15 protein-coding genes and 1 pseudogene are annotated in these 17,126 nt (G+C 41.6%); 8 read left to right on the top strand and 8 right to left on the bottom strand.

The window, feature by feature from the left end; genetic code table 11:
- Positions 1-2 precede the first annotated feature (2 nt).
- From L3V25_RS11655 to L3V25_RS11645, 3 genes are all read right to left on the bottom strand, one after another.
- On the bottom strand, positions 3-746 hold the full coding sequence (locus L3V25_RS11655; protein ID WP_027696137.1) for an ABC transporter permease: 744 nt from the start codon (positions 744-746) through the stop codon (positions 3-5).
- 71 nt (positions 747-817) lie between these two features.
- Positions 818-1,588: an ABC transporter substrate-binding protein gene (locus tag L3V25_RS11650; RefSeq protein WP_237295517.1), complete on the bottom strand. Its 771-nt coding sequence runs from the start codon at positions 1,586-1,588 to the stop codon at positions 818-820.
- A 146-nt stretch (positions 1,589-1,734) separates the two neighbouring features.
- The gene (locus tag L3V25_RS11645) at positions 1,735-2,505 is read right to left on the bottom strand and encodes an ABC transporter ATP-binding protein (RefSeq protein WP_237295515.1); all 771 of its coding nucleotides are present in this window, start codon (positions 2,503-2,505) and stop codon (positions 1,735-1,737) included.
- A 686-nt stretch (positions 2,506-3,191) separates the two neighbouring features.
- On the opposite strand from L3V25_RS11645, the gene pflB reads away from it, so the two are divergent.
- The 6 genes from pflB (at position 3,192) to L3V25_RS11615 (ending at position 12,068) form a co-directional block, all read left to right on the top strand.
- Positions 3,192-5,468 (top strand): formate C-acetyltransferase, encoded by a 2,277-nt coding sequence (gene pflB / locus L3V25_RS11640; RefSeq protein WP_237295513.1) that lies wholly within the window; start codon positions 3,192-3,194, stop codon positions 5,466-5,468.
- Between the two features lie 170 nt (positions 5,469-5,638).
- Positions 5,639-6,379 carry a pyruvate formate lyase 1-activating protein gene (pflA, locus tag L3V25_RS11635; RefSeq protein ID WP_237295511.1) on the top strand — a complete coding sequence of 247 codons (741 nt, stop codon included), beginning with the start codon at positions 5,639-5,641 and terminating at the stop codon, positions 6,377-6,379.
- A gap of 81 nt (positions 6,380-6,460) precedes the next feature.
- The gene (locus tag L3V25_RS11630) at positions 6,461-6,961 is read left to right on the top strand and encodes a YfbU family protein (RefSeq protein ID WP_237295509.1); all 501 of its coding nucleotides are present in this window, start codon (positions 6,461-6,463) and stop codon (positions 6,959-6,961) included.
- Between the two features lie 220 nt (positions 6,962-7,181).
- Positions 7,182-9,116 (top strand): PrkA family serine protein kinase, encoded by a 1,935-nt coding sequence (locus L3V25_RS11625; RefSeq protein ID WP_237295508.1) that lies wholly within the window; start codon positions 7,182-7,184, stop codon positions 9,114-9,116.
- Between the two features lie 100 nt (positions 9,117-9,216).
- On the top strand, positions 9,217-10,491 hold the full coding sequence (locus tag L3V25_RS11620; RefSeq protein ID WP_237295506.1) for a YeaH/YhbH family protein: 1,275 nt from the start codon (positions 9,217-9,219) through the stop codon (positions 10,489-10,491).
- An 11-nt stretch (positions 10,492-10,502) separates the two neighbouring features.
- Positions 10,503-12,068 (top strand): SpoVR family protein, encoded by a 1,566-nt coding sequence (locus tag L3V25_RS11615; protein ID WP_237295504.1) that lies wholly within the window; start codon positions 10,503-10,505, stop codon positions 12,066-12,068.
- Positions 12,069-12,091: 23 nt separating this feature from the next.
- Here the strand turns inward: L3V25_RS11615 and L3V25_RS11610 are convergent, their stop codons facing one another.
- Positions 12,092-12,901, bottom strand: coding sequence for a PhzF family phenazine biosynthesis protein (locus tag L3V25_RS11610; protein ID WP_237295502.1), 810 nt, complete (start codon positions 12,899-12,901; stop codon positions 12,092-12,094).
- A 138-nt stretch (positions 12,902-13,039) separates the two neighbouring features.
- Here L3V25_RS11610 and L3V25_RS11605 point away from each other — a divergent pair, with 138 nt between their 5' ends.
- The gene (locus tag L3V25_RS11605) at positions 13,040-13,282 is read left to right on the top strand and encodes a type II toxin-antitoxin system Phd/YefM family antitoxin (RefSeq protein WP_237295500.1); all 243 of its coding nucleotides are present in this window, start codon (positions 13,040-13,042) and stop codon (positions 13,280-13,282) included.
- Positions 13,283-13,290: 8 nt separating this feature from the next.
- Positions 13,291-13,526, top strand: a pseudogene (locus L3V25_RS11600) (type II toxin-antitoxin system RelE/ParE family toxin).
- Between the two features lie 161 nt (positions 13,527-13,687).
- Here the strand turns inward: L3V25_RS11600 and L3V25_RS11595 are convergent.
- From L3V25_RS11595 to lpxK, 4 genes are all read right to left on the bottom strand, one after another.
- The gene (locus tag L3V25_RS11595; RefSeq protein ID WP_237295498.1) at positions 13,688-14,791 is read right to left on the bottom strand and encodes a hypothetical protein; all 1,104 of its coding nucleotides are present in this window, start codon (positions 14,789-14,791) and stop codon (positions 13,688-13,690) included.
- A gap of 391 nt (positions 14,792-15,182) precedes the next feature.
- On the bottom strand, positions 15,183-15,932 hold the full coding sequence (gene kdsB / locus L3V25_RS11590; RefSeq protein ID WP_237295496.1) for a 3-deoxy-manno-octulosonate cytidylyltransferase: 750 nt from the start codon (positions 15,930-15,932) through the stop codon (positions 15,183-15,185).
- A complete protein-coding gene (locus L3V25_RS11585; protein WP_237295495.1) occupies positions 15,932-16,111 on the bottom strand; it encodes a Trm112 family protein in 180 nt (59 codons plus the stop codon). Before L3V25_RS11585 ends, kdsB begins: the two co-directional genes overlap by 1 nt.
- On the bottom strand, positions 16,092-17,099 hold the full coding sequence (gene lpxK, locus L3V25_RS11580) for a tetraacyldisaccharide 4'-kinase (RefSeq protein ID WP_237295494.1): 1,008 nt from the start codon (positions 17,097-17,099) through the stop codon (positions 16,092-16,094). Before lpxK ends, L3V25_RS11585 begins: the two co-directional genes overlap by 20 nt.
- Positions 17,100-17,126: the final 27 nt, after the last annotated feature.

Genomic DNA, 17,126 nt, shown 5'->3' with positions numbered 1-17,126 from the left:
GCTTACCTCGTATGTAATGTGTATTTACGCTCTAGCAACCTAAGTAGGCCAATAGAAACGCTAGTAAAAAATAAGAAGATCACCGATACCGTCATGTAGAAGGTAAATGGCATCTTAGTCGAGCCGGCTGCCAGTGCCCCAACGCGTACCATGTCATCTAATCCAATGATAGACACCAACGCCGTGGTTTTAAGTAGTACCAGCCAGTTGTTGCCAAACCCCGGAATAGCATGACGAACCATCTGTGGTAATAAAATACGGCGAAAAGACATCACACTACTCATACCATAGGCTTTGGCTGCTTCTAACTCCCCTTTATCCACCGCCATAATTGCACCGCGGAACGTTTCCGCCATATAAGCGCCAAAGATAAAACCAATGGTCAGTACGCCTGCCGTAAATGGGCTGACATCGATATAGTCAGGAAGATAAGCCGTCCACTCATGGCTTGCGTTATAACTGGTCATCCAGCTATTGATTTGCTCATTCAGTGAGTAGAGAGAGTTGTTTAATAAAATCTGACCACCGAAGAAAATAAGCATCATCAATACGAGATCAGGAATGCCACGAATAATGGTGGTATAGGTGGTCGCGATCACGCGAGCCCAGCGATAAGGAGAAAGTTTTGCCAATGCCCCTAAAATGCCAAGCAATACAGCTACAACCAAAGATAACAACGCGACTTCAATCGTAACTAAAGCGCCCTGCAAAATGGTTTGTTCATAACCTTGTAAAAAATCTAACATCATAAAGGTCTAATTTAGTGAGAGGCAGCCCATTTTGTTTAAGCTGGTACTGCCTCTAATTTTAAAGTGGCTTATTCGCCATAAACATCATACGCAAAGTACTTAGCAGCGATTTCCTGATAAATACCTTTTTCACGTAGTGAATCAATGGCTTTGTTTATCTGCTCAGCGAGATCTTTATCTTGCTTACGAACGGCGATACCAAAACCATCACCGAACCATTTTTCATCCGTCAGTGATGGGCCCGTGAATCCATAGCCTTCTTTCTTATCTAGCATGCCACTTTGAAGTGCTGACGCATCACCAAATACGGCATCGATACGGCCACCTTCAAGATCGAGATAAGCTTCATCAAACGTACCGTAACGTGAAACATCAACGATATCTTTGTAGTTATCTTCAATGTACTGGTCATGCGTTGTTGAACGCTGAACACCAATTTTCACGCCTTTTAAGCCTTCTTTGGTGAACTGAATATTTGCACCTTCTTTGGCAATAAATTTATTTGGAATCAAAGCGTATTTATTCGTAAAGGCAACTTTCTTTTTACGTTCTTCGGTAATCGACATACCTGCAATAATCGCATCGTATTTACGAGCAAGTAGTGCCGGAATAATACCATCCCAATCTTGCGCGATGATTTGACACTTCGCTTCCATCTCTTTACATAGAGCATTAGCAAGATCCACATCAAAACCGGCTAGTGTGCCATCGGCTTGTGTGTAGTTAAACGGAGGGTAAGCTCCTTCAGTTGCAAAGCGCACTGTTTTCCAATCCTTGGCTTGTGCCACTCCAGATAAAGCTGTAGCCGCAATTGTTGCTGCTAAAAACCACTTTTTCATATCCATACTCCTGTGATTATGACTTTTGTTATGTTGTGTTTTCTTGTTGTCTACTTTGAGCTCTCTGAAAAACAAAGATCGCAAAGCTATTATCAGCTTATTCATTAAGCGCTGAATTCTTTTACTGATTTCTTTAATTTATGGGGTTAATAAACCGAAGATATAAACTGTTTAAAGCGTTCCGATTCAGGATTAGTAAACAGTTTTTCGGGATCGCCTTGCTCTTCCACCTTCCCTTGGTGAAGAAACATCACATGGCTTGAAACATCACGGGCAAAGGCCATTTCGTGAGTCACTACCAGCATAGTGCGCCCCTCTTCTGCCAAATCTCGCATTACCCCCAACACTTCGCCGACCAATTCAGGGTCAAGTGCTGAAGTTGGTTCATCAAATAGCATGACTTCAGGATCAACCGCTAATGCTCTGGCTATCGCAGCACGTTGTTGCTGACCACCAGAAAGATGCCCAGGGTAGTAATCTTTGCGATCATACAAGCCCACTTTTTTAAGCAGCAATTCTGCATTTTCAATCGCTTGAGCTTTCGGCACACCTAATACGTGAACTGGAGCTTCGATCACATTTTCTAGCACAGTTAAATGTGACCACAGGTTAAAACCTTGGAATACCATGGCAAGACGTGAGCGAATTCTTTGAACTTGTTTATCGTTGGCAGGTGAAACTTCGTTTTTTCGATTGGTTTTCATTTGAATCAATTCGCCATTCACCCAAACTTCACCTGAAGTAGGCGTCTCTAACAAATTGATACAACGAAGAAAAGTACTCTTACCCGATCCGGACGATCCGATGATAGAGATCACATCTCCTTTGTTTGCCGACAATGAAATGCCTTTAAGGACTTCATTGTGGCCAAAGGTCTTGTGTAAGTCTTTGATATTTAGCGCGGGTACATCCGTCATGCGCTATTACTCCCTTATAATTAATACACATCTTCCTGATGCTCAAAATAACCTAACACCACTGATTAAGGCTTGCAAACAAAGCGAGTTGCTTAAAAGTCGTAATGCAGACGTTTATTTTGAATTTTTATGCATAATATAGGCATTTCCACTTACATCAAGTAAAAAGGCTCGCCATCCTGTCAATTGACCAAAATATCAACAACAAAGTAATTGATGACATAAGCTCTCACGCTCAATCAGCCAGACTGATAAACAATTCAACAAAATTTGTATAATTTATAAAATTTTTTTTAATTTAGGCCAGATTGTTGATATAAAGTGATCGAGATCAACACTGTGTGACTTATGTATTGTTAAGTTTTGTGTGAAGCAAATAACAATTATCACGTCGATTGATTTCACAAAAATGCAAAGCTTAAGCCTTGCGATTTCATAAGAACAAACTAGTCTTTATCAAGTTATAAATGTTCTTAAAATCAAACCAAGATAAACCGTTATTTCTTTTGTATTTTAGTTTACGCAGCGTTACGATACCGCAACTAAAAATACTAATACTAATGGGTTAGACACTAGTCCATCAGTATTATTAATCAGAGTGCACTGGAACCTTCGGGCCGTGGGCAGTTAATTCATTAACCACTCACAACAGTGCGTATTTTTTCTACTAAAAAGGTAGGTATGTCATGGCAGAGCAATTTGCTAAAGCTTGGGAAGGTTTTGCTAACGGTGATTGGCAAAATGAAGTAAACGTTCGTGATTTCATTCAAAAGAACTACACACCATATGAAGGTGATGAATCTTTCCTAGTTTCTGAGGGTACTGAAGCAACTAACAAGCTTTGGGCTCAAGTAATGGAAGGTATCAAAATTGAGAACAAAACTCTTGCTCCTCTAGATTTTGACACTTCTGTTATTTCTACCATCACTGCACACGATGCAGGTTACATCAACAAAGATCTTGAAACGATTGTTGGTCTTCAAACTGAAGCACCACTTAAACGTGCCATCATCCCTAACGGCGGTATCCGTATGGTTGAAGGTTCTTGTAAAGCTTACGGTCGTACTTTAGATCCACAAGTTTCTAAGATCTACTCAGAACTACGTAAAACACACAACCAAGGTGTTTTCGATATCTATACTCCTGACATCATGAAATGTCGTAAATCTGGCGTATTGACTGGTCTTCCTGATGCTTACGGCCGTGGTCGTATCATTGGTGATTACCGTCGCGTAGCGCTATACGGTATCGACTACTTGATGAAAGACAAATTCGCTCAATTCACGTCTCTACAAGAACGTTTTGAAAAAGGCGAAGACCTAACAGCAACAATGCAGCTTCGTGAAGAAATTGCTGAGCAACACCGTGCACTAGGCCAAATCAAAGAAATGGCTGCAAAATACGGTTGTGATATCTCTGGTCCTGCTCAAACAGCTCAAGAAGCAATCCAATGGACTTACTTCGGTTACCTAGCGGCTGTTAAATCTCAAAACGGTGCAGCAATGTCTCTTGGCCGTACTTCAAGCTTCCTAGATATCTTCATCGAACGTGATATCGCTGCAGGTCGCATCACTGAAGAACAAGCGCAAGAAATGATTGACCACTTCGTAATGAAGCTACGTATGGTTCGTTTCCTACGTACTCCTGAATACGATGAGTTGTTCTCTGGTGACCCAATCTGGGCAACAGAATCAATGGGTGGTATGGGTCTTGACGGACGTACACTAGTTACACGTACTAACTTCCGTTTCCTAAACAGCCTATACACTATGGGTCCAAGCCCAGAGCCAAACATCACTGTTCTTTGGTCTGAGCAACTTCCTGCTGGCTTTAAGCACTTCTGTGCGAAAGTGTCTATCGATACTTCTTCTATCCAGTACGAAAATGATGACCTAATGCGTCCTGACCTACAATCTGATGACTACGCAATCGCTTGTTGTGTATCGCCAATGGTTGTTGGTAAGCAAATGCAGTTCTTCGGTGCTCGTGCTAACTTAGCAAAAACTATGCTTTACACCATCAACGGTGGTGTGGATGAGAAACTGAAAATCCAAATTGGTCCTAAAATGGACAAAATCGAAGGTGAATACCTAGATTTTGACGAAGTATGGGCAAAAATGGATGGCTTCATGGACTGGTTAGCAACTCAATACGTAACAGCATTGAACTCTATCCACTACATGCACGACAAATACAGCTACGAAGCGTCTCTAATGGCTCTTCATGACCGTGACGTTCGCCGTACAATGGCTTGTGGTATTGCTGGTCTTTCTGTTGCTGCTGACTCATTTGCTGCTATCAAGTACGCAAAAGTGAAACCAGTTCGTGATGAAGACGGTCTAGCAGTCGATTTTGAAATCGAAGGCGATTACCCTAAATTTGGTAACAACGATTCACGCGTAGATGACATCGCATGTGAACTTGTTTCTACATTTATGAGCAAAATCCGTAAGCTTAAAATGTACCGTGACGCTATTCCTACTCAGTCAATTCTTACTATCACTTCAAACGTGGTATACGGTAAGAAAACTGGTAATACTCCAGATGGTCGTCGTGCTGGTACTCCATTCGCTCCAGGTGCTAACCCAATGCACGGTCGCGATGAGAAAGGTGCTGTAGCATCTCTAACTTCAGTAGCGAAACTACCGTTTGCTGATGCACAAGATGGTATCTCTTACACATTCTCTATCGTACCTAACGCACTAGGTAAGTCTGACGATCAGAAGAAAGCAAACCTTGCTGGTCTAATGGATGGTTACTTCCACCATGAAGCAGGCGTTGAAGGTGGTCAACACTTAAACGTAAACGTTCTTAACCGTGAAACTCTAGAAGACGCAGTTAAGCACCCAGAGAAATATCCTCAGCTAACTATCCGTGTTTCTGGATACGCTGTACGATTCAACTCTCTAACTGCTGAACAGCAACAAGACGTAATCGCACGTACATTTACTGAATCTCTATAATCTCTTAGAGCTTTCAGAATAATGACTAAGCCCTGCTCTCTTGAGTGGGGCTTTTGTTTGTCTAGCCTCTAATTTACTCACAAACTCTCTACAAAAAACTCGTGCTTCTACTAGGTTAACCTTATCTTTTGTAATAAAATAAAAGCATTATAAAGCTAAGGAATTTTCCTATGTCTACTCTCGGTCGTATTCACTCTTATGAATCTTGTGGCACAGTTGATGGCCCAGGTATTCGTTTCATCGTATTCATGCAAGGCTGTTTAATGCGTTGTATGTATTGCCATAACCGCGATACATGGGATACCCATGGCGGCAAAGAAGTGACAGTAGAAGAGATTATTACTGAAGCGAAATCTTATCGTCATTTTATGAATGCATCTGGTGGCGGTATTACCTGTTCAGGCGGCGAAGCGATGCTACAACCTGAATTTGTTCGTGATCTATTTCGCGCAGCACAAGCCGAAGGCATTCATACTTGCCTAGATACCAATGGCTATATTCGCAAACATACTGACGTTATTGATGAAGTTCTTGATGCAACAGACCTTGTTATGCTCGATATCAAGCACATGAAAGATGAGATTCACCATGATTTCATTGGAGTATCGAATCGACGCACTTTAGATTTTGCTCGTTATCTGCATAAAATTGGCCAGAAAACTTGGTTGCGTTACGTGATCGTTCCAGGCTATACCGACGATCTCGAAGCGGCTGAAATGCTAGGCGAATTCATCAAAGATATGGATAACATTGAGAAAATTGAACTGCTTCCATACCACAAGCTTGGTGCGCACAAATGGGAAGCATTAGGGCATGACTACCCACTTGACGGTGTTGAACCGCCATCAAAAGAAACGATGGAAAAAGTAGTCGCAATACTCAGCAAATATAACGATAACGTGATGTTTTAAGTATTCTCCATTTATCACGCTATAACTAAGCTAAACGAAAAGTAAGCTAAACGAATTCAATTAAATTTATCGAGGTTCACCATGGAAATGACTAACGCACAGCGTTTGATCTTATCAAACCAATACAATCTAATGGCGCAACTAGAGCCTAATAACGCAGAGAAATATAAGCGTCTACAAACTATCGTAGAGCGTGGCTACGGCTTACAAATGCGTGAGTTGGATAAAAACTTTGGCCGCATGGAAGAAGACACTTGTCGTGAAATTATCGATATCATGGAAATGTATCATGCAATGCAAGAGTCAAATAACATGCTTTCTGATGCGGATAAAGCCAACGTTGATCAACGTCGTTTACAATTCCTAGGCTTCGATATTGCCACTGAGCATCAAGCAGTAAACTATGTTCGCTTCCTAACCGATTCTGAAGGTTTGTACCCTCAGTTTGATAAAGGCGATCACCACTTCAATGCTCAAATGCCGATGTTAGACAAATATCGCCGCATGATTAGCACGTGGCGTAACTGTCCTCGTCAATACCACCTATCGGCGACAGAGCTTACCCAAATCTTTAACGCATAATTTCTTATACATTATAACGATGTACTAAAGGCGATATTTTCGGATATCGCCTTTTCTTTTTGTGAATCCCCCTCTCCTATTTATACCTTTCCCATACGTGATAAACCGCAAATGCTTACACAAATAAGTTCATAATTGTTAAGCAGAATAAAAAATCGAGTCTAGTCTTAATAATAGGGTGTGCACATTTCACCATTCAATATATTCAAGGGGATTCGCTATGAGTATTTTTGACCACTACCAATCACGCTATGAAGCTTCTAAAGATGAAGAACTTTCTCTCCAAGACTTCCTTTCGTTGTGCCAAAAGGACAAAAGTGCTTATGCGAATGCAGCAGAACGGCTGCTTCTCGCGATAGGTGAACCAGAGATTATTGACACTTCGAAAGACCCAAGATTAAGCCGAATTTTTTCCAACCGCGTCATTTCTCGTTATAAAACGTTCGAGCATTTTTACGGTATGGAAGAAGCGATTGAACAGATTGTTTCTTACCTCAAACATGCTGCACAAGGTCTCGAAGAACGTAAACAAATTCTCTATTTGCTCGGCCCTGTAGGCGGCGGTAAATCTTCATTAGCCGAGAAACTAAAAGCATTAATGCAGCAAATGCCAATTTATGTCCTTTCTGCCAATGGCGTTCGTAGCCCAGTTAACGATCACCCATTCTGCTTATTTAATGTCGATGAGGACGGAGAGCTGCTAAAAAGCGAATACGGCATCGATCAACGCTACTTACGTTCAATCATGTCACCTTGGGCAGCAAAACGCTTACAGGAGTTTGGAGGCGACATTACCAAGTTTAAAGTGGTTAAGGTTCGCCCTTCTATTTTGAATCAAGTCGCGATTGCCAAAACTGAGCCTGGTGATGAAAACAACCAAGACATTTCATCACTAGTTGGTAAGGTTGATATTCGTAAATTAGAGCATTATTCACAAGATGATCCTGATGCCTACAGCTACTCAGGCGCACTCTGTAAAGCTAACCAAGGGGTGATGGAATTTGTTGAGATGTTCAAAGCGCCGATTAAGGTCTTGCATCCCTTACTGACTGCGACACAAGAAGGTAACTATAACGGTACTGAGGGGCTATCAGCACTACCCTTTGACGGTATGATCCTCGCTCACTCCAATGAATCTGAGTGGAAAACTTTCCGCAATAATAAGAACAATGAGGCTTTCCTCGACCGTGTTTATATTGTCAAAGTGCCGTACTGTTTACGCGTGTCTGAAGAGATTAAAATCTATAAAAAACTACTACTCAACAGTGAACTATCACAAGCGCCATGTTCACCGAGTACCTTAGAGATATTGTCGCAATTCAGCATTCTATCTCGCCTGAAAGAGCCAGAAAACTCATCGATATTCTCCAAAATGCGCGTCTATGATGGTGAAACCCTCAAGGACACCGATCCAAAAGCTAAAAGCTATCAAGAATACCGTGACTATGCAGGCGTAGACGAAGGCATGTCTGGGCTATCGACCCGTTTTGCGTTTAAGATTTTATCGCGCGTGTTTAACTTCGACCAAACTGAAGTCGCCGCCAACCCCGTTCACTTATTCTATGTTATCGAGCAACAAGTTGAACGTGAGCAGTTCCCGCAAGAAACCGCGGATCGCTACCTTGAATTCTTAAAAGGCTACCTAGTCCCTAAATATGTCGAGTTCATTGGTAAAGAAATTCAAACGGCTTATTTAGAATCCTACTCAGAATACGGACAAAACATCTTTGACCGTTATGTCACCTATGCCGACTTTTGGATTCAAGACCAAGAATACCGAGATCCTGAAACTGGGCAGTTATTTGACCGTTCTGCGTTAAACGATGAGTTAGAAAAAATAGAAAAAACCGCCGGTATTAGTAATCCAAAAGATTTCCGTAATGAAATCGTTAATTTTGTTTTACGTGCTCGCGCCAATAATAATGGCCAAAACCCAGTTTGGACGAGCTATGAAAAACTGCGCACTGTGATTGAGAAGAAAATGTTCTCGAATACCGAAGAACTCCTTCCAGTCATTTCATTCAATGCGAAAACATCCAGTGATGATCAGAAAAAACACGACAACTTTGTTGCCCGTATGATGGAGAAAGGCTACACCAAGAAACAAGTTCGTTTACTAGCTGAGTGGTATTTACGCGTGCGTAAGTCCTCATAACTGAACCAGCATTTAGCATTGGCTAACTTGTACTATCACAAGGTCAAGTTAGCCCTACTTCGCTATTCAACATGTTGAGGACGCTGCTTGGGGAGGCACTATGTCACAGTTTATTGATCGACGTTTAAACGGTAAAAATAAAAGTACTGTCAATCGGCAGCGCTTTATTCGCCGTAACAAAGAGCAAATCAAAAAGTCCGTTGCTGAGGCGGTCAAGAAACGCTCTATCACCAATACTGAAACCGGTGAGGATGTGTCTATTCCGAATCACGACATCAGTGAACCTTCCTTCCATCAAGGCAAAGGTGGCACCAAAGAGCGTGTTCACCCAGGTAACGACCAATTTATTACCGGCGACCGAATTGATCGTCCACCAGCTGGAGGTTCCGGTGGTGGTTCAGGTCAAGGTGACGCCAGTAATGATGGTGAAGGTCAAGACGATTTCATTTTTCAAATATCCAAAGATGAATATCTCGATATCTTATTCGAAGATCTTGAGCTACCCAATTTAAGAAAAAACCAAGTCAATAAAATCACCGAATGGAAAACCCACCGCTCTGGTTATCAAACCGCGGGGATCCCTTCCAATATTGCGATTGTCCGTTCATTGCAACAATCTCTAGCAAGACGTACTGCAATGACCGCGTCTAAACGTCGTCAAATCCGCGAATTAGAAAGCATGCTAGATGACGTTATGATGAGTGAGCCAGCTCAACCATTAGAAGAAACGCGAATAAAAAGTGAAATCACCGAACTGCGAGAAAAAATCGCCAGCGTTCCTTTTATTGATACCTTCGATTTGCGCTATAAAAATTATGAACGTAGGCCAATTCCATCAAGCCAAGCGGTAATGTTTTGCTTAATGGATGTTTCAGGCTCAATGGATCAAGCCACCAAAGATATTGCGAAACGCTTTTATGTTTTGCTCTACCTATTCTTAACTCGTACCTATGAAAACGTGGAAGTCGTGTTTATTCGCCATCACACTCAAGCCAAAGAAGTCGACGAGCATGAGTTCTTCTATTCTCAAGAAACCGGCGGCACTATTGTCTCCAGTGCACTAAAATTAATGAGTGACATCGTTAAAGATCGCTACCCAACCAATGAGTGGAACATCTATGCGGCGCAGGCTTCCGATGGCGATAACTGGGCTGATGATTCACCGCGTTGTAAAGAGTTACTGGTTAAACAATTGCTGCCCTACTGCCAATACTATTCTTATATTGAAATCACCAAACGGGCGCATCAAACGTTATGGAATGAATATGAAAAAATTGGCGAAGCTTTTGATAATTTTGCCATGAAGAACATTCAATCGGTTGACGATATTTTCCCAATTTTCCGCGAGTTATTTCAAAAGCAAACTCAATCTTAAGGGGATGCATTATGGTGAGCAAAACACAACAAACACTAGAAAAACAAAATGCACATCCGGGGTACCCATTACCAACAGGCCCAGATTGGACGTTCGATTTATTAGATCTCTACCATACGGAAATCAAACGTGTGGCGGAGCACTATCGCCTTGATACCTATCCGAATCAAATTGAAGTGATCACCGCAGAACAAATGATGGATGCTTACTCTAGTGTAGGGATGCCAATCAATTATAATCATTGGTCTTTTGGTAAACGTTTTATTCAAACCGAGCAAAACTATAAGCATGGTCACATGGGGCTTGCCTATGAGATCGTCATCAATTCCGACCCATGTATTGCTTACCTTATGGAAGAAAACACCATTACCATGCAAGCGCTAGTGATGGCCCACGCTAGTTATGGTCACAATTCATTCTTTAAAGGCAACTACCTATTTCAATCTTGGACCGATGCGAGCTCGATCATTGACTATCTACTGTTTGCTCGTACCTACATTACCGAGTGTGAAGAAAAATACGGCATAGGTGAAGTTGAGAAGGTGCTCGACTCTTGTCACGCTTTGATGAACTACGGGGTTGACCGCTACAAGCGCCCTGAGAAGATTTCAATCTTAGAAGAGAAAGCACGCCAAGAATCACGCGAGGCCTACCTGCAATCACAAGTCAATGAACTATGGCGTACCGTGCCGAAATCCGATCACGATGAACAACATGAAACCACCCGTTTTCCAAGTGAACCTCAAGAAAACTTACTGTATTTCATTGAAAAACACGCACCGCTGCTAGAGCCTTGGCAACGAGAAATCGTGCGGATTGTCCGCAAGGTAAGCCAATATTTTTACCCACAAAAGCAAACCCAAGTCATGAACGAAGGTTGGGCAACATTTTGGCATTACACTATTTTGAATCACTTATATGATGAAGGTGTAGTGACGGATTCTTTCATTTTAGAATTTCTACACAGTCATACCAGTGTCGTGGCTCAACCGGAATACAACAGCCGCTACTACAGTGGCATCAACCCTTATGCTCTAGGCTTTGCCATGTTCCAAGATATTCGCCGTATCTGTGAGCACCCTACCGAAGAAGATAAAGAATGGTTTCCTGAAATTGCAGGCAGTGATTGGTTAAACACGCTTCACTTTGCCATGCATAACTTCAAAGATGAAAGCTTCATCAGCCAATATTTATCGCCAAAAGTAATACGTGATTTTAAGCTATTTTCAGTGCTAGATGATGATAGAAAAAACTATATCCAAGTCAGCGCTATTCATGATGAATTAGGTTATCAAGCCATCCGTGAAAAACTCGCATCACAGTACAATCTCAGTAACCTAGAGCCCAACATTCAGGTGTGGAATGTTAATGTGCGTGGCGACCGCTCCCTTACCTTGCAACATGTTCCACAAGACAGAATTCCACTCAACGATGGCTACCCTGAAGTTCTCAAACACCTACACCGCTTATGGGGCTTCGATGTTATTTTGGAAGAAGTGAAAGACTCGGGCCGCAGAGAAGTACTAGCAACGTGTCCACCAAAACCAGACAACCATACCGGGCATGGAATTTCATAAACGATTTAAGGTGCTAAATTATATTACCCCTGTGGTACGTGCATTACTCCTTTAATCACTGTAATGGCTGAACCGACTAGTTTAGTACGGCCATTCGGCAGCAATTCAGTATCTACATACCCTCCTCGCGCGGATGCTTGAAAGGCTTTGAACTTTGTTTTACCCAACTTATCCGCCCAGTAGACCGTTAGAGCACAATGCGCAGAGCCAGTAACCGGATCTTCATTTACTCCAACCCAAGGTGCAAAATAGCGTGAAATGAAATCCAACTCGTCATTGGTTGAACGCGTAGTTACCAACACACCACGCCCATTAATTTGCTTTAGAGCATCAAAATTTGGCGTAAGATTTAATAGCGTTTCTTCGCTGAAAATTTCAATAAAGACTTTTGAATCAAACTCACCAAACGCTATCACGTCATCTTTTGGGATACCCAAATGTTCTAATAACTCTGCAGATTGGTAAATATCGAATTCAATGGTTGGTGATGGAAAATCAAGCTCTATAGTCTCTTGATTAATTTGGGCGGTTAAAGTGCCCGATAAGGTTACAAAATTAACGCTATCTCCAACCTTAACTTGCCCTTTTTGTTTTAAAACGTGAGCTACCGCCAGCGTGCCATGTCCACACAACTTCACTTCAGCTTTGGGCGTAAACCATCTTAATCTCATATCATTAAGCGATAAAAAGGCCGTTTCCGATACCGCCATTTCTTCAGCAATAGACAACATTAATGACTCACTTAACCCATCCTCACTGATACAAACACCAGCCGGATTGCCTTTGAATGCTTGAGTGCTGAATGAATCGACTTGGTAAATTTCTAAATCCACGGGGGAGCCTCCTTAATAAGGAAAAGGTTTAAAGTCACTCTTGTAGTTAACTTCACACAAATCGCACGATTTAATCACATTGAGCATTTCGCACAAACAATTATACTTTTACTGATAACCCAAGCTTGGAATTTGAACATGCACACATTAACTGCGAATGACGCTAAACGTAACTTTGGCGAACTACTTCTAAATGCTCAACGAGAGCCTATTAAAATTAGCAAAAACAGCAAAGATGCTGTCGTTGTTATGTCCATTAAAGACTACGAAGAATTTGAAGCAATGAAAGCAAATTACATAAAACACTGTTTTGATGCTTCAAAAGAAGACCTCACGCAGGGTAATGTGGTTGATGGCGAAACATTCTTGAAGGGTCTGTAACCTAAAATATGCAAATGAACAAATATAGGTTAAGTACATTGGCACAAAGCCATTTGCGTAAATCAAAAACTACACCGTTACAAACTTTCCGAATTACAATGGAATAACTACAGAAACAACCTACCCAGGTGGTTTCTACTTTCCAATTGGCAAGCACACTGCCTACTTTACCAAAGAAGGTGGTTTTATCTTGATCGTTGCCATTCTTAATCAATCACAACTGCCTCAAAATCATCTGAAGTAATAGTCCGCCCTATAATAACAATTAGGAAGTTAAACTTGGTTGATAACGCCCTATTAAGCGGTGAGCAACGCTACCACGTAAGCTAAACCATTACACCGTAAACGCGAAATTCAATGATGAAATAAAAATATTATCCATTGGGAATCACTCATAACTCTTTGTTAAACGTCTAGATCGTAGTTACTAATACCAAGTTTGTTCAACAACTTGCATCGTGGGTCACCAAATTCTTTGGAAACAGAGCGAATGTAATTACCTAAACTTCGATCTTTATCATCTATACCTTGCCACATAAATGGAATATCTTGATTATATAAGCTTTCGATGAACGCTACATTTGTAAGCGCAAGAAATATACGTATAAAGTTTGATGGCTCATTAAAATTATTCATTAATAAATGAACGATTAAATGTCTATTGAATCCCTGAGATTCAGCACTACTAGATTTATACAACACTTGATTGAAATAGACCCGAAATGCATTAATTACATCACATTGAGGGTTAATTTGAGTGAAGAAGTCAATTTCAACTTCAGTATTGTAACCCTTTCCTGGATACCAACTATAGCTTTCTACAGAGCGCCTACCCCATGTCAAAATTTGAAGTTTCAAACCACGTTCAAATTCTTTAGCACTGACGTTACCAGTATTCATGTTTAACGTGCTTTCTTGAACATTTCTCAAACCAGCTTCAAGAACCGGAATTAGCGACATTATAGCTATATGATCCATTCCCATATAGAAAGCTTCGATAGCTTCAAAAATTATAGTTTTATACTCTTTAAAGCAGTTACTAGCTGAAAGATATTTATTGAAGTAGGCCGTAGCTACATCAATTGAAAAAATATCTAGTAGCCATTTATTTACAGATTCTTTGGGGTTCTTGGAATTGTAAATATCAAATAATGCTTTATCTAAGTCACCTTGCCCTAAATAGAGTGGCATAGGGGTTGCTATTTCAATTGAGCGTGATTGCATATTAGTAACACGGTGATATTTCTTTGTGTAATATGAAATTGGACGATCTGTTACATACACAATAGAGCCTTCTGACGAAACTTCAAACCCGCGGCAGTTACCCATGCTCTTCGGTCGAACATGAACGTCAATATTAGCCCTCTTCTTACATATTGTTTGAATTAAATCAGGTGTAAGTTTTGGCTGTCTCGCCAAGGTCTTAATTATTTTTTCGTTCACCATTGTCTCCATGGCGTTTAGCAATTTACTAAATGGAAAAGTCCCTATAGTCCTTCCATCTATCATTCCACTAACTTCCCCACCCAACAAGCTAAACATCTAAATTAATTTATGAAATCAAATTTATATCACCGGACTGTTCCCCCAAGTTCTAAGTATTTATTAGCTAGTAACAGATGAAAGGAGATTCTGAACTACGCTCGTTCCTCGCTTTTCAGAATGACGGAAACTATTGAGTTCCCTAGGGCGTCATTCCGTACAACGAGCGAAGCGAGTGAAGATACGGAATCTCCTAAAGCTCGTTGATATTTAACTAGGTATTAATGCGTACTAGGAGATTCTGAATCACGTTCGTATCTCACTTGTTCAGAGTGACACTAACGTAAACCGCATAAAAATAAGAAAAGCCCAATCCATCGCTGAATTGAGCTTCATTTTCATACTAATTAAAGAGCGCTTACTTGCCTAAAATCTTACGCACTACTTCCAAATCTTCTGGAGTATCAACACCTGCCGCTGGCGCTTCTTTAGCTAGAGCAACGTGAATTTTTTCACCGTACCAAAGTACGCGTAGTTGCTCTAAAGATTCAATTTGCTCTAGGGCGCTTGGCTGCCAATTAATATACGTATTGATGAAACCTGCACGGTAGGCATAAATGCCGATGTGGCGCATAAGTGGCTGGCGAATGGTTTTATCTTCTTTTGCCCATGCATCGCGATCCCAAGGAATTGAGGCACGGCTAAAGTAGAGTGCGTAACCTTGTTCATCGGTCACGACTTTTACTGCATTGGGGTTAAACACTTCTTCCGGTTCATCAATACTCACGCCAAGCGTTGCCATTGGTGCGGTGCTATTGGCTAGGTTTTCGGCTACTTGTTTGATGATTGAAGGTGGAATTAATGGTTCATCTCCTTGCACGTTGACAATGATGTGATCATCGGCGATGCCCATCTTCTCGACGACTTCTGCTAAGCGTTCAGTGCCAGATTGATGGTCTGGTGACGTCATACATACTTCACCACCAAAACCTTTGACTACCGCTTCAATGCGCGGATCATCGGTGGCAACAATCACTCGCTCAGCACCAGCTTGCAAAGCTTGTTGATGCACCCATTGCACCATAGGCTTACCAGCGATATCCGCTAGTGGTTTACCCGGTAAACGTGACGACTGGTAACGAGATGGAATAACAACGGTAAAAGACATTATCGCCCCTCATCCATCGACATTTGACGGGCTTCTACCGCAAGCATAATAGGGATGCCTTCTTTAATTGGGTAGGCTAAACGGTCAAACTTACAAATAAGTTCTTGCTTGTCGTTATCCAGTACCACTTTACCTTTGCAGACTGGGCAAGCCACGATTTCAAGTAGACGATGATCCATATTGACTCTTAACCTCTGTGATTTTTTTAATAATATTCTGTTTATCTTGCGATGAAATTTGCGCGGAAACCGGTAAGTACCACCAGTTCTCTTCTGCAAATTGGTAACATTTAACCGCATCTTTTTCTGTCATGATTAAATGCTGACCTTGAGTCGCAAGTTGCTGTAATTCTGCTTGTTCAAATGCTTGGTGATCGGCGAATGCCTGAGTTTTTACGACCTCTGCACCTAATGATTCTAGCGTGTTGAAAAAACGAGGCGGATGGCCAATACCAGCAAATGCCACCAATTTAGGGAGTTGCTGCACCGATATTTTCTCACCGGTTTTTAAATTCACCGCTTCACTAGGCTCTAGCGTCATGGCAATTTCATTATTTTGCGCAGCACCACCGTTAGTTATCAAGAAATCCACTTCATTTAAACGCTCTAGCCCTTCACGCAATGGGCCAAATGGAATGTAGTGCTGATTCCCAAAACGACGTTGGCCATCAATCACCACAAATTCGATATCTCGCTTAAGTGCGTAATGCTGCAAGCCATCATCGGTGATAATGATATCAACATCTTGCTCTAGTAATGCTTTTACCGCCTGGCTTCTTACTGGGTCGACGGCAACTGGTGCGCCTGTACGACGTTTAATTAAAGCTGGCTCATCGCCTGATTGTGCGCTCGGAGTATCCAATTCTACTAGTAATGGGTAGTTTTCAGCTTTACCGCCGTAACCACGGGAGACTACCCCCGGCTTCATACCAAGAGATTGCAATGTTTCCACCAACCAAATCACCACTGGCGTTTTACCATTACCACCAGCGGTAATATTACCTACCACGATAATTGGTACTGGCGCGCGATAACTTGGCTTTTTACCTAAAGCATAAGCCTTGCGACGTTTACCGCTAATCAGCTTAAACAGTCGGCTTAGCGGCCATAAAACTGGAGCCAATAGCCAACCGAGTGGGTGACGGTGAAACCAAATCTTTTCAACCATCACTCTACCCTACTGATTTAACGTTTT

The sequence above is a fragment of the Vibrio sp. CK2-1 genome, assembly GCF_021726515.1.
GTDB lineage: Bacteria > Pseudomonadota > Gammaproteobacteria > Enterobacterales > Vibrionaceae > Vibrio.
The sequence above is the reverse complement of the archived record's forward strand: the minus strand, read 5'-3'. Positions and strand labels throughout refer to the sequence as shown.